Consider the following 15536-nt stretch of genomic DNA (forward strand, 5'->3'; position numbering starts at 1 on the left):
ACATATTATATAAGGTTAACGCAAAGAAAAAAACGCTGTATCTATTTGGAAAAGTGATAAAAAAACAGTGAACCAAACTCACTCTACTATCTAAGACAACACTTAGGACTACTTAGCACAACTCATTGTCATTATAACTTTTAGTTAACTGAGTATATTTCTAACCTGAAAGGTATCAATGGCGAACTAATCGACAGCATTGCCACGGAGATTTACGACTTAATACCGCTTTTATTTAGATATACCACCGACTAGAATGATACTATCTCACTATACTTCTTTTCACAGACGATTATTGGCAACACTTTTTATGAGTATCAATTGGTATCCGGGCCATATGCATAAGGCTCGCAGAGAAATAGCAGATGTTCTTAATAATATGGATCTTTTAATAGAGGTCGTCGATGCACGCTTGCCTTATAGTAGCCAAAATCCAGTTATAGAGAGTTTACGGCGCAATACACCCACAAACACTCCAACTATTGTAGTCCTGAATAAGTGTGATTTAGCCGATGAAAACGTCACCCAGCAATGGCAAGAACATTACCTTGCTCAAAAAAACATCAAAACAATCACCTGCCAATTAGACTCCCCGGAGAAAACACGTCAAATCTTAACAATGTGTAAATCGATAGCAGGAGAAAGAGATGCGAGTTTTAAAGCGATAAATGCAATGATTGTCGGTATTCCAAATGTAGGGAAATCTACTATCATTAACACTTTAGCCGGTAAAGTAATTGCTAAAACAGGTAATGAACCTGCCGTTACCAAACGGCAGCAAAAAATTAATTTAGCTCACGATATTATACTACACGACACGCCTGGAATTTTGTGGCCTAAAATTGAAAACCCTCACAGCGGTTACCGTTTAGCCATTTCTGGAGCGATTAAAGATACCGCCATTGAATATGATGATATTGGCTACTATGCTGCAGAATACCTTCTCAAGGAATATCCAGAAAGACTCTCGATACGCTACAAAATAGACAATTTACCTACTGATGCAATATCCTTTTTAGAAGTTCTTGGAGAAAAGCGAGGAGCCAAACAATCAGGGGGAAGAATCAATTTACATAAAACTTACGAAATTTTGTTACACGAATTTCGGCAAGGTACTCTCGGTTCTATCACTTTAGAAAAACCTGAAATGATTATTAACGAGATGCAAGAGGTTGAGAGAAAAAAGCAAGAAAAAGCGGAAAAAAAATCACAAAGAAGAAAAAATCACACCAAGAAATAGAACAAAGAGACTCAATAACGCTATGTCTAATAAAGCAGAAGAATCTGAACATGCTATCCCTCAAGGTTGGGATCAAAATATTCATTCCATTTTTGTCACAGGAGAAGCCAATAAAGCTATTGGAGCGTTAGTTGAACAGATAAATCTCAATAAAGATAGCAAGCCTAAAGGTTTACTTGAACAATTAAGCTACTATCTTTTTCTGATAAAAGATTATAAAGGTGCTAGCCACATATTAGAAAGCGCCCACAAACTACACCCTGAAGACGATGCACTTTTAATCAACTTAGGCGTAGCCCTTTCAAGAAGCCAAGAATATAAAAAGTCAATACATTACCTTGGACAATACCTCAAGAAAAACCCTTCAGAATACGGAGCTTGGGATTCCTTAGCCTCAAATTATTACCATATTAATGAAGAAGAGAAAGCAGCTCGATCAGGAAGAAATGCATTAATACTAAAAGATAAAAAATTTGGTGCTCCTGACGAAAAATGGAAACTACCCGACAAACCGGTAAAAGAACTAACAGCAGGTAAGAAAAAAGTAATTTCCTTTAGCTTATGGGGTAACGAAAAACGTTATATCTTCGGTGCACTACGTAATTTACTATTGGCACCTGATTTTTACCCTGAATGGGAATTATGGTTTTACGTAGACAGCAGTGTTAGCCCAGGTTTTATAGAATTAATAGAAAAATTGGGCGGAAGAATTATTTTACAAACAAACAACCAGAACCTACGTGAAAAATTATGCTGGCGATTTGCTGTTGCTAGCGAAGACACTGTAGGGTACTTTCTAGTACGGGATGCTGACTCTGTATTTAGTCTTAGAGAATGTTTAGCTGTTCAACAATGGATAAATTCAGGAAAACATTTTCATATTCTTCGAGACTGGTGGACACACACCGATTTAATTCTTGCCGGCATGTGGGGTGGAATTAGTGGTATCTTACCGGATATAAAGAAAATGATAGATAACTATTCCCCCAATGCCATGGCAACACCTAGTATTGACCAGTGGTTTTTACGAGACTGTGTTTGGCGATATATCAAAACAAGCTATATTGCACATGATAGATGCTTCAAATTCGGAAACGCTGTAAGCTTACAATGGCCTTTACCTGAAGGCAATCAACATATTGGGGCTTGCGAATATCATCAAAGACCAGAATTTCAAGAAAGTATATTAGCGGCTTGGCTAGATCGCGGTAGAAAAAAAGCAGAATACAGACCAAACCCTTTACCATAAAAAAATATCATATACCCCATAGCTACGGCCAATTGTAAAAAATAATATAACAACACATAATGGCCAACGTTATAAAAAAGTAACGGCAATAGAATAAATACATTCACTGATTATCAAATAATAATTATAAACAGATAATCATCATGAATGGCATCTTTACCGGCTTCTATGAAGTCGGTTAAAACAACACGATTTATCATGCTTCAAAGTAGAGGATACCTTATATGTTAATTGGCATACCTAAAGAACGCTTCTCGGGTGAAATGCGCGTTGCCACTACACCTGACGCCGCGCAGCAATTACAAAAATTAGGCTACAACATTGCCATAGAGACTGGAGCCGGTGACAGTGCTAAGTTCCGTGACAGTGACTATAAAGCTGCTGGTGTTAGTATAATCGATAACATTAACACTCTCTTTGAAACCGCCGACATTATTTTAAAAGTACGCGAGCCGAGCGAAGAAGAACTAGCACTTTTACGTGAAGAGCAATTGTTTATTTCTTTTTTAGCTCCGGCGCAAAACCCTGAATTACTACAAAAATTAGCCGATAAAAAAGTGACTGCTCTCGCTATGGAGAGCATTCCTCGAATTTCTCGCTCGCAAAAAATGGACGCGCTCAGTTCGATGGCAAATATTGCGGGTTACCGTGCCATTATAGAAGCCGCTCAACATTTTGGGCGCTTCTTCACCGGTCAAATTACTGCTGCAGGCAAAGTGCCACCAGCAAAAGTATTAGTTATTGGTGCCGGTGTTGCTGGCCTTGCGGCCATTGGTACTGCACAAAGTATGGGGGCCATCGTAAGAGCTTTCGACACTCGCCCTGAAGTAAAAGAACAAGTCGAAAGTATGAATGGTGAATTCTTAATGCTGGAATTTGAAGAAGACGGCAGCGGTGAAGGCGGTTACGCCAAAACCATGAGTAAAGAATTTATTGATGCAGAAATGGCACTATTCGCAGAACAAGCAAAAGAGGTTGATATCATTGTCACCACCGCATTAATTCCTGGCCGCCCTGCCCCAGAACTCATTACCGAAGAAATGGTTAAGTCGATGCGTGAAGGCAGCGTGATCGTTGATCTCGCCGCAGCAATGGGTGGCAATTGCAAACTCTCAGAGCCTGACAAAGTGGTCATCAAACACGGAGTATCTATTATTGGTTATACCGATTTACCCAGCCGTCTCCCGACACAATCAAGCCAGTTATACGCGACGAACTTGCGTCACTTATTAACCGACATGACGCCCGAAAAAGACGGTAAATTTATTGTCGACTTTGAAGATGAAGCTATTCGTGGTGCAACAGTAACAACTGCGGGTGAGATTACCTTTCCACCACCAGCACCTAAGTTATCTGCCGCACCTAAAACAAAAGTGGAAGCAAAAGCTAAGACCAACACTGAAGATATTAACGAAAACGCTGAAAAGACACCCTCTCTTACTAAGCAATGGTTACCGCTCATTGCTGGGGCGGTATTGCTCACTTGGCTGGGTAACGTTGCACCTGCGAGTTTTACCGCGCACTTTACGGTGTTTATTTTGGCCTGCTTCGTGGGTTATATGGTGATCTGGAATGTATCACCTTCACTACACACTCCGTTAATGAGTGTCACCAACGCGATTAGCAGCATCATTATCATCGGCGCTTTACTACAAATTTCATCACCATCACCATGGGTTATGTGGCTCTCTGGCATTACCGTCTTAATTGCCAGCATCAATATTTTCGGTGGTTTTGCAGTGACTCAACGTATGCTCGCCATGTTTAGAAAATAAATGCTTTCAATTGCCTTGGGGTTCGTTAAAGGCTGACACACTTACACTATTGATAACGCTATACAGAGAAATATTATGTCTCAGAACTTCGTTAACATCGCCTACATTGGTGCCACCATTCTATTCATTCTTGCATTAAGCGGATTAAGCAAACAAGAAACCGCTCGCAAAGGTAATTTATTTGGCATGATTGGTATGACCATTGCCTTGCTGATAACTGCCGTGGGCATTGTCACTGATAATTACACACTTCTGATTGCTGCACTCATAGTCGGCGCTGCTGTCGGTTTACTGCTCGCTAAAAAAGTACAAATGACACAAATGCCAGAACTTGTCGCTATCCTGCATAGCTTAGTCGGCCTTGCGGCTGTATTGGTTGGATTCGCCAATTTTTTAAGCCACGAAGCCGCATTATTTGGTGTCGAAAAAACCATTCACGATGTAGAAACCTATATCGGAATTCTTATCGGTGCGATGACTTTTTCTGGCTCCGTTGTTGCCTACTTAAAGCTCAGCGGAAAATGGGGTGGCAGGCCTTTATTATTACCTGCAAGACATTGGTTAAATCTCGGTTTGCTTGCACTCGCCATTTATTTTGGCATCCAGTTTGTGTCCGAATCCTATCTCGGTGGCGGTTTAACTCCTTTAATATTAATGACGATTGTGGCATTACTTTTTGGAATTCACATGGTTGCCGCTATTGGCGGTGCAGATATGCCTGTGGTCGTCTCAATGCTCAATAGTTATTCTGGCTGGGCAGCAGCAGCTCTGGGGTTTATGCTATCAAATGACTTACTCATTGTTGTCGGTGCACTTGTTGGTAGTTCTGGTGCGATTCTGTCTTACATCATGTGTAAGGCCATGAACCGTAACTTTCTTTCTGTGATCGCTGGAGGCTTTGGCAGTACATCTAAAACATCATCGGGAGCAGAGACTCCAATAGAAGGCGAAGTTACCGCGACTACAGTAGAAGATGTCAGTGATATGGTCAGCAATGCTAAAGAGGTCATGATTATTCCCGGGTATGGAATGGCTGTCGCACAAGCACAACACATGGTCAGCGACATTACCAAGACACTTAGAAAAAAAGGCGTTAATGTTCGCTTTGGTATTCACCCAGTCGCTGGGCGCATGCCAGGACACATGAACGTATTACTCGCGGAAGCAAAAGTACCTTACGATATTGTTTTTGAAATGGAAGAGATAAACGAGGACTTTCCCAACGTTGACGTCTCTATTGTTATCGGTGCCAACGACATCGTTAACCCTGCCGCACAAGAAGTACCCGACAGCCCTATTGCCGGTATGCCTGTACTAGAGCCGTGGTTAGGTAAAACAACTATTGTTCTTAAGCGCGGGATGGCAGCCGGATACGCCGGTGTCGAAAACCCACTATTTTATAAAGATAATACGCGTATGTTATTTGGCGATGCTAAAGAAAGTTTAGAGCGTTTATTCAAACACATTAGTTAACCCGTGGTGCATTCTAAAATTTCGAACAAAAAATCATGTACTATTATTTTGTCTACAGGGATGTAGGCCATTATTATTAATCAGAAAAATAAATTACATCAAAAACTTACACCTATCACTCGCTTAGCCGAATCAACCACAAAATCACCATACTTTTCTTCTAAGCTTTCTCTTTCTTTGTCATAACGTAGCTTTTCTTTTGTCGATAGTGCTTTCCATTTTTCCAAAATAGGAATATGGGCAGTGGCTTCCGCTAGCTGAAAAAACGCACTATATTCGTCTTTTACTGCATCACTCACATCTAAAAATTCTAACAAAGCCCCTATCCGAATGGCCGCTTCCGTTTTACTTAACTGCCCCTCAACCAAGCCTTGTGCCAGTATTTGAATACTTCGATTCATTGAATCTCGCTTGTCTTGTACTTGCTTATCGTAAGCTTGTTGCTGTGCTAATTTTTTTTCTTCGGCTTGCTTTACCTGTGTTTGCAAACGAAAAGCAACCACGCTTAATACAGCAATAATCACTAGGCCAATACCACTCACCATTAACCACATATTTTTTCTCTTTAATTAATTAACACTTTAATCAAAACAGCACTGCTGTTCTATTAACTATTTCAACAATAGATTACCAATCATTGGGGGGAATTATCGCCCATTGTCTCTTTACCATCTTCCTCTTGGCTTTCTAGCAATGCCTTAGAGGATGGGGGCAATGCTTTTTTAGCTTTTGCACCGAGTTTTTTCAATTTTTCTACACGAACCAATAAATTGCCGCGACCATCTGACAAGCGATTACGGGCTTTTTGATAGCTATTTTGTGTTTTCTCTAGTTGATTTCCTAAATCATCTAGGGATTCTAAAACCAGCACAAACTGGTCATACAGACCACCTGCTTGTGTTGCAATTAATTCTGCATTTTTATGTTGCTTATGATAACGCCAAATATTAGATACTGTACGCAGCGTTGCCATTAATGTCGTCGGGCTCACTAATATAATCTGTTTATCATACGCTTCGCGGAACAAATTGGGTTCGTGCTGTAATGCCAACATAAACGCCGCTTCTATCGGCATAAAAATAAAAACAAAATCAAGCGTTTGAATCCCCTCTAAACGTTCATAGTTTTTACTACTGAGTCCACGAATATGCTGCCGAACAGAATCGATATGATTTTTCAGCGCAATAGATTTTTCTGCTTCATCATCGCTATTAACATAGCGTTCATAAGCGACCAGTGATACCTTCGCATCAATCACGAGCTGTTTATCTTCAGGAAGGTGAATAATGACATCTGGGTTACGACGCGCCCCGTCTTCACTTTTAAGAGAAACCTGCGTGTCGTACTCCCGCCCTTTTTGCAAGCCCGACTCTTCCAACAACCGCTCTAAAATCACCTCTCCCCAATTACCCTGAGATTTATTATCACCTTTGAGTGCTAACGCTAAGTTAACCGCATCTTCGCCAATTTTTTGTGTCTGTGATTGCAGCTCACCAATTTTTCCCATCAACTTATTGCGTTCAGCATTTTCTTTCTCATACGCATGAGTGACCTGTTGCTTAAAATCGTTAATCTGTGTTTTAAGTGGATCTAAACTATGGGATAAGGTTTTAGCATTTTGCGCATCAAACTGCTGCTGTTTTGATTCAAAAATACGATTCGCTAAATTTTCAAATTCATTACCTAACTGTAAGCGCGCTTCTTTTAGCAAAGTCGATTGCTCATCCATACTTTTTTGTACATAGTCGAGCTGACCTTTAGCAACCGCAGCCTCTTCTCTTGCACGATGACATTCCTGTTCTAAATCTGCTTGAATTTGTCGAATCTTTGTATTGGCAGTGGCATTACTTACCAGTAAAGTCACTAATGACGCTATAGCGGCGCCTATACCAAAGCTTATCAATAGCAAACCTATTTCCACACTGTCACCTGTTAAAAAATTATCCAATGAACGCCTCTATTATGTGTTGTTGATTGAAAACTGTTAGGTCGTTTTATCCAATCAGATGGCTCTTTTTTGGTATCATGTGCGCCTATTAATAAGAACCATAGGCCACCCTATTTATGCCTGTTATTCAGCATACCGACAAACATCCACAAACACCGAGAATCTTAGTCTTTGATTCAGGCGTTGGCGGTTTGAGCATTTTACAGGAAATACGTCAGCAGTATCCTCATTGCGCTTACTTTTATGCATCAGATAACGCGGCATTCCCCTATGGCACTCAACCAGAGAATACGTTGGTTGATCGCGTCGACCATGTCATCCATCAATTACAACAGTGCACCCAAGCAGATATCATTGTTATTGCCTGCAATACCGCAAGTACTGTCGCTTTGCCTCGAATACGCGAGCGTTTTTCGCAACCTATTATTGGTGTAGTGCCCGCTATTAAACCCGCAGCGGCAATAAGCCAATCCAAAACTATTGGACTATTAGCAACCCCGGGGACTGTTGCACGAAGTTATACGCAGCAATTGATTAATGAATTTGCATCCGATTGCCAGATTATCTCCGTGGGAAGTAGTGAGCTGGTATTGCTCGCAGAAAAAAAACTCCGAGGTGAAACAATTAGTCCGCAACAACTTAAAACCATTGTTGAGCCATTCACAGACAACCATGACATTGACACCCTTGTACTCGCTTGCACGCACTTCCCATTATTAAGAGATGAATTACGTAGGGTATTACCTACTATCAAACACTGGATAGATTCCGGAGAAGCGATAGCAAGACGTGTGGGATATTGGTTGAATGAATCGCCTGTACTATCAGAAGTGACAGCAGCCGCACAACAAAATACCGTTTTCTTTACAGAGCAGAGCTCCTCTATCGAAAGCCTAGCACCAGCCTTGCAACAATTTAGCTTATGCAATATCGCTATTGTGCCTAACACGCAAATACATAACGCACAAAATACGGGCGCCAAATAATATGCCAACCCTTCCCTCGCTCTTTAATTTATCGAGAATTTTACCGCTAGTTGAAAAACAACAATTGATTCTTACGCCTAATAATCGCCTACGCAGTAAAATCCTGCAGGCTTGGGGTCATCATCAACGCGAGCAAGGTGTATCGGTATGGGATACACCGCGCATTTTTACTGTCGAACAATGGTTTGAGCAGCAATGGGAAATGTTACAGGCACACGGTCATCCAGACTCCGCACAAACTATCATTAATAGTGAACAACAGCGCATTATTTGGGAAAGTATTACGGCCGATTGCGGTCTCATGCAGGTAGATGCTGTCGCAAAGCAAGCCTCCAGTGCCTACACGACACTCGTACGTTGGAATCAGCCGGTGGATACGCCGAGTATTCACGCCGATATCAACCCTCAATTTAAGGCATGGATTCAGCGCTTTCAGCAACGCCTAGAACAACTGCATTTTATTACTCTTGAAGATAGCTACGGTATTATTGGTCAAGCTTTTGCGCAGCGCTATCTCAAAACTGAAGCCACTATTCACCTGCTTGGCTTTGATGATTTACCGCCATTAGTAGAAAAACAACTGAATAAGGCCTGTGAAAAGCTCGTATTACTCTCTCACGCAGACTATTCCCCTAGCAGCACACAGCGTATGGAATACGATACTCCTGATGCCGAAATGCGAGCAGCCGCTCAATGGGCGCGCACAATCATCCAACAACAACCCAATACCCGTATTGGAATTATCGTGCCGAACCTTGGCCAATGCCGACAGCAAGTCGAGCAAGCTTTTATTGCTGAGTTTGAAGCCCATAGCCTCTTACCCCAACAAGAGCGTTATACGCTGCCTTTTAACTTTTCTGCGGGTACACCACTGGGAGATACCCCACTGATTGCCAGCACATTGCAATTACTTCGATTACAGGAACAGCGTGGCCAACAACAGGCACGGGATGTTGAATTTTTAAGCCACTGCTTGCTATCACCTTTTTGGGGGAAGTACAGCGAAGAGCTTACCCAGCGCTGCGCTTTAGTAAACAAGCTGACATCATTGGGCACATTTACTATCAGTGGGGACACTCTACGCTATTGGGCACAACGTATCGGGGAACAAAGCGATAGACAGAGATACCGGGGCAGACCCGGCATGACGGGTTCAACTAAAAATAACAGTATGACGGGTGGATATATAGACACAGGCATGGATGCAAGCACGGGTGCAGGTATGGGTGATATGATGAGCAAAGATGGTGAGCATCATCAGCCCGTCATTTCGGCGAACGCCGGAGCCCATTCCCCCCCCAAAACTACATCGTCATTCCGGCGAACGCCGGAATCTATGGAAGCCGAACAAACCGTATTCGATTATCTGCATGCGTTTCACCAATACACCAACCATACTCGCAATCAAGGTAAACACCTGCCCTCGCGATGGGTGGAGATCTTTCTAGAACAGCTTGATATTCTGCACTGGCCGGGTGAACGCACACCGGATAGCCAAGAATACCAACAGACCCAACTGTGGTATCAATTGCTAGAAACATTTGCGAGTCTTGATAGTGTCTTGCAAGCTATCGACAGCAGTACGGCATTACAACAACTACAACGTATGGCGAATCAGCTCCCGTTTCAGGCCAAAGTACCCGATTCACCCGTACAAATTTTAGGTATTCTTGAAGGCGCCGGTTTACATTTTAACCATTGCTGGATCATGGGTTTACACCAAAAAGTATGGCCGCCAGCACCCGCGCCTAACTCACTGCTACCCATTCGCTTACAACGTGAACACAATATGCCCCACGCCAGCAGTCTACGTGAACTGGCTTATGCACAATCACTCACAGACAATTATCGCCACTGCGCCGATCATATTATTTTTAGCTCACCCACCCACGAAGACGATAGCGAACAAGCCCTACTCGTGAGTCAACTCATTCGCGATATACCGCTCGCCAGTACACTCGCACACACATCCGCTCATGATTCACCCTATGATTCCTCCAATGACTCTTTAGACCATTGGTATAGCACCCTAAAAAGCACACAGGCGCTTACTCTTGTCGATTGCGCAAACGCACCTACGTACACCAGTGATACACTCACTGGCGGCTCTGGCGTATTTAAAGCACAAGCCGACAACCCTTTTGATAGCTTCGTCAAATATCGCTTGGGTGCTCCACTCCCCATTGAGCCGAGTAATGGGTTTTCGCATATAGAGAAAGGCCACATTCTGCACAATAGTTTAGCGGCAATATGGCAAGAACTGCGTACTCAGGCAGCCTTGTTAGCACTTAGCGATGATGAGTTAAATGAAAAAATAAACGAGCAACTCACACTCGCCATTAATGACATTCGCCGACATAAACCTAACCACCTTAGCGATGTACTCTGCAATATAGAGCGAGAACGCCAACACCGGTTACTGCAACAATGGTTTACCGTAGAGAAAGAACGCCCACCCTTTACCGTTGTCGCTATCGAAGAAGCGCATACCGTTGTGTTTAATGGCCTCAACATTAACATTCGTATCGATAGGGTCGATCAGCTCCTTGATGGCCGGTTTTTAATTATTGATTACAAAACCGGTAGCGCAACGCAAAATGCATGGAAAGGTGACCGCCCTAAAGAGCCCCAATTGCCATTGTATGCACTGACATACAATAAGGATTGCACCACGATTAAAGGCATTAGTTTTGCGCAAATTAATGTTAAGGCGCAGCAGTTTAGTGGACTGGGGGATGGTCAGCTTGCCAGCGGAATTACATCTATCGAAAAAAATCGTTTGAGCCTGCCCGACACATGGGAAAGTACGCTTAATCATTGGCAAGCCGTACTCGATCAATTACTCCAAGAATTTATCCAAGGGCAATGCACCATCCACTACAACGATGATGTTGCCAAGCGCTATGCCGGCGACTATTTACGCATTAACCGCTTTTATGAAGCCGATGCCATTAACACGTTTGATACCCATAAATTATGAACACACCGCCGATTGATCAAACAGAACGTAGCCGAGCATTAAGCACCACAGACTCATTCGCGGTTAGTGCGCCCGCAGGTTCGGGCAAAACCGGGTTACTTACACAGCGCGTCTTAGCTTTATTAGCTCAATGCGACGAGCCAGAAAATGTACTCGCCATTACGTTTACCAAAAAAGCGGCTGCCGAAATGCAATCGCGTATACTCGATGCCTTACGCGATGCTGAACAACAGCCCCACGAACCAGAAGCCGATTATCTCAAAACTACATGGCATTTAGCACGGGCAGTGTTAGCGCGTAATAGCGAAAAGCAGTGGGAATTATTTAGCTGTCCTAATCGTTTACGTATCACTACCATCGACAGCTTGTGCCGTTCTATTAGCCAGCAAATGCCGTTTGAAAGTAAGCTAGGACATACCCCTGAGATTTTAGACAATCCTAATGTTGCCTATCAATTAGCCGCGCGCGATACGCTAGCACAGCTCCATCGCAATAGTGAGCTGCAAGCTCATCTAATTTCACTCACTCAACATGTAGATAATAAACTCGACACCATTGAGCAATTATTTATTCAGTTACTCGGTAAACGTGATCAGTGGCTACCGGTATTATTTCAATCAAAAGATCAACGCCATGCGTTAGAGCAAGTACTTGCTGATGTGATCGAAGAACATCTGCAACACACCCACACATTGCTCTCGCCTTTTAGCAGTGAACTCGCATTATTAGCCGATCATGCCGCGCTTAATTTTTCACGCGTCGAGTTATCCCCTAAAAATCCGCAGTCACCGGTTAGTCATTGTGTCGGCTTGCAGGCTAGCCCAGAGCCTGTGTTGGAAGCTATACCTTTATGGCTGGGGGTGGCTGAGTTATTACTCACACAAAAAGGCGAACTACGAAAAAGTGCGAATAAAGATATTGGATTTTTTGCACCATCGGCGAAAGGTTTATCCTCCGAAGAAAAAGCCCAAGCAACGCATTACAAGCAACGCTATCTCGAATTCATCGAGCATATTAGTAACGACCCCGAACAAGCCGAGGCACTGGCAAGCGCGTTGCACCAAGTACGTCATTTACCTGCCCCGCACTACCCCGATGCACAATGGGCATTGCTCGATCACCTCACCCATATTTTAGTGAACCTGGCACAAAATTTAAGCGTGGCTTTTCAGCAGTTAGGGAAAACCGATTATCTTGCCGTAACATTAGCCGCACTCGATGCCTTAGGTGAAAGTGATAGCCCTAGTGATTTAGCGCTCGCGTTAGATTATAAAATTCAGCATATTCTAGTCGATGAATTTCAAGATACATCAAGTACCCAGCTGCGATTGCTAGAAAGACTCACCGCCGGTTGGCAAGCCGACGATGGCCGCACGCTATTTGTGGTGGGCGATGCCATGCAATCATGCTATCGTTTTCGGGATGCTAACGTCGGTATTTTTTTAAATGTGCGTGAATACGGCATCGGCGATATTTTGCTCGAGCCACTCGATCTACAAGTTAATTTTCGTTCGCAACAACATATTGTCGATTGGATAAACCGCAGTTTTAGTGAAATTTTTCCACAACATAACGACAGTAATAGAGGTGCGGTACGCTACAACCCATCGGTTAGTGTTAATGCAGCGTTATCACATACCGCAGTGCATACACACCTACTCGCCTACGAAGATGGCGCACCCGATACACGCAGCCATGAAGCCGCTACCGTTGTCGATATTATTCAACACTGCCGACAAAACCATGCCAACAATCTTGTAACAGAAGAATTAACAAGTGACAGTATTGCGGTACTCGTACGCAGCCGCGCTCATGCGCAAGCAATTATTGCCGCATTACGCAGCGCTAATATTACTTATCAAGCAACCGACATCGACAGTTTAGCCACCTGCATGCCAGTACTTGATTGCCTATCGCTCACCAAGGCATTACTTCACCCCAACGATCGCTTAGCGTGGCTAGCGGTACTTCGCGCACCGTGGTGTGCTCTTGATATGGCAGACTTGCTAGCACTCGCGGAATACAACAAAACCGATAAACAATGGCCCTTATTGATAAATAGTATCAGCGAGCTTTGCGTCGATAAAAAAACCATACAAGCCATCAAACTCTCCGCCATTGGCCAGCAAAAATTACAGCGCTTTAATAAGGTCATTCACCATGCACGCCAGCAACAAAAACGTCATCGTTTAAGCCATTGGCTACACGGTATTTGGTTAAGTTTAGGTGGCCCAGCCTTATTATTGAACTCTAGCGACAAAGATAATGTACATACCTTTTTTAATCTGCTCGATCGCTATGAGCACGGCGGCATCATTCCCCAATGGGATGATCTAGAAAAAGCCGTTAGCGATTTATACGCAAAACCATCACAAGATACCTCATTAGAGTCTGCGACTGTACATTCGACTGTTCCTCCCGTGCAAATCATGACCATTCATAAATCCAAAGGTTTAGAATTTGACCATGTGATTATTCCCGGTTTAGAAAAAGGCAGTAAAAGTAACGATAAAGAATTACTGTTATGGTTAGAGCGTATGGCTTACACGGAAGGCTCGCCACACAACTATGCCAACCATCAATTATTAATTAGCCCTATGAATGCGACGGGTGCTAAAGATGACCCTATTTATAATTTTATTCGCGCTCAACAAGCCGAAAAAGAACGTATTGAGGCCGACCGCGTACTTTATGTCGGCTGCACTCGCGCCATTAAACATTTGCATTTACTTGGCTACGTCGCGATTGACGCCAAGCAACTAGCGGATGAAGCCAGTGATACAAACAGGCCAACACTCAACCAGTTAACACTCAAGGCCATCAAACCACCCGGCCAGCATACCTTACTACGTCGCCTATGGCCGAGTATTATTAACAGCGAAGAAAACAATAGTAGCTCTCTATTGAGCCAAGTATCTATTACCCATTGCGAAAGTTTATCGACCACAACATCGTTTAACAATAACCCACAAAAACTCAGCCACCCTAATAAAATTGCGAGTTTATCGCCGCATTGGCAAGCACCCGTGATACGCACAAACAACCTGCTTGAACATTATCGCGGCAATAATGCTCTTGCTTCATTACACACGACTGGCGCAAATAGTAATCTTAATACCAGTAACTACAGCCAGCAAAATCTATTCGATCAGGCGGAATCAAAAAATAAAAAGAATATAAACAGTAACAACCAAGCAGATTTATTTGGTGATAATAATAACCAGAGCGATAACAACGAACCATCACCTACCCCGTCGAAGTCAACGACTAATAATGAGAGCAAAAAAAAATCGACGCGGGATAATATCGCCTCACCCGATGCACTCCGCCAGCGTGAACAACGCTATATCGGCATTGTGATTCATTTAGCATTACAACATATTACCAATACCGGCTATAAGCTCTGGAATCAACAGCGCATTCAACAACAACAGCTCATTTGGCAAACACAATTAGCACAAAAAGGCATTAGCCCTCACCGACTCGACAAGGCATTAGATACCGTTATACAAGCCGTTAACCATACATTAAATGATAAAACCGGAAGATGGCTACTCGATAATACACACAGCCACAGTGCGACCGAACTAGAACGCTGGGATACCAAAGGCCAACATATTATTGATCGTACCTTCGTAGAAACGACGGCAGATACTAAAACGGTAACCACAAAAAACAACAACAAAAAAACATATACCCGCTGGATCATCGACTATAAAAGTAGCCAACCTAAGCCCGATGAAACTATAGAAGCCTTCACCCAACAACAGGCCAATGAATACCGATCACAACTAGAGCGTTATAAAACATTATTTAAAGACGAAGGGAGTGAAATACGTGCTGGACTGTATTTTGTTTTAGAGGGTGTATTTGTAGAGGTGTAGA

General features: G+C 43.0%; 9 protein-coding genes. 7 read left to right on the plus strand and 2 right to left on the minus strand.

Going from position 1 to position 15536, the window contains the following annotated elements; translation table 11 throughout:
- The first annotated feature begins 310 nt into the window (after window positions 1-310).
- From ylqF to pntB, 4 genes are all read left to right on the plus strand, one after another.
- Entirely contained in the window at window positions 311-1240 is a 930-nt protein-coding gene (gene ylqF / locus ACZ5O6_RS06705) for a ribosome biogenesis GTPase YlqF (RefSeq protein ID WP_447091692.1), read from the plus strand.
- A gap of 22 nt (window positions 1241-1262) precedes the next feature.
- A complete protein-coding gene (locus tag ACZ5O6_RS06710; protein ID WP_447091693.1) occupies window positions 1263-2489 on the plus strand; it encodes a tetratricopeptide repeat protein in 1227 nt (408 codons plus the stop codon).
- A gap of 224 nt (window positions 2490-2713) precedes the next feature.
- A complete protein-coding gene (locus ACZ5O6_RS06715) occupies window positions 2714-4264 on the plus strand; it encodes a Re/Si-specific NAD(P)(+) transhydrogenase subunit alpha (protein ID WP_447091694.1) in 1551 nt (516 codons plus the stop codon).
- 75 nt (window positions 4265-4339) lie between these two features.
- Window positions 4340-5737 (plus strand): Re/Si-specific NAD(P)(+) transhydrogenase subunit beta, encoded by a 1398-nt coding sequence (gene pntB / locus ACZ5O6_RS06720; protein WP_447091695.1) that lies wholly within the window; start codon window positions 4340-4342, stop codon window positions 5735-5737.
- A 98-nt stretch (window positions 5738-5835) separates the two neighbouring features.
- On the opposite strand, the gene ACZ5O6_RS06725 is transcribed toward pntB, so the two are convergent.
- Both ACZ5O6_RS06725 and ACZ5O6_RS06730 read right to left on the minus strand, forming a co-directional pair.
- Window positions 5836-6291, minus strand: a complete 456-nt coding sequence (locus ACZ5O6_RS06725; RefSeq protein ID WP_447091696.1) for a DUF2489 domain-containing protein — start codon at window positions 6289-6291, stop codon at window positions 5836-5838.
- 80 nt (window positions 6292-6371) lie between these two features.
- Window positions 6372-7685 carry a DNA recombination protein RmuC gene (locus ACZ5O6_RS06730; protein WP_447091697.1) on the minus strand — a complete coding sequence of 438 codons (1314 nt, stop codon included), beginning with the start codon at window positions 7683-7685 and terminating at the stop codon, window positions 6372-6374.
- Between the two features lie 116 nt (window positions 7686-7801).
- On the opposite strand from ACZ5O6_RS06730, the gene murI reads away from it, so the two are divergent.
- From murI to ACZ5O6_RS06745, 3 genes are read left to right on the plus strand one after another with little or no spacing between them, the layout of a single operon-like run.
- Window positions 7802-8671: a glutamate racemase gene (gene murI, locus ACZ5O6_RS06735; RefSeq protein WP_447091698.1), complete on the plus strand. Its 870-nt coding sequence runs from the start codon at window positions 7802-7804 to the stop codon at window positions 8669-8671.
- Window position 8672: 1 nt separating this feature from the next.
- Complete coding sequence (locus tag ACZ5O6_RS06740) at window positions 8673-11651, plus strand: PD-(D/E)XK nuclease family protein (RefSeq protein WP_447091699.1); 2979 nt, start codon at window positions 8673-8675, stop codon at window positions 11649-11651.
- On the plus strand, window positions 11648-15535 hold the full coding sequence (locus ACZ5O6_RS06745; RefSeq protein WP_447091700.1) for a UvrD-helicase domain-containing protein: 3888 nt from the start codon (window positions 11648-11650) through the stop codon (window positions 15533-15535). Before ACZ5O6_RS06740 ends, ACZ5O6_RS06745 begins: the two co-directional genes overlap by 4 nt.
- Window position 15536: the final 1 nt, after the last annotated feature.

Source organism: Eionea flava, from assembly GCF_055393785.1.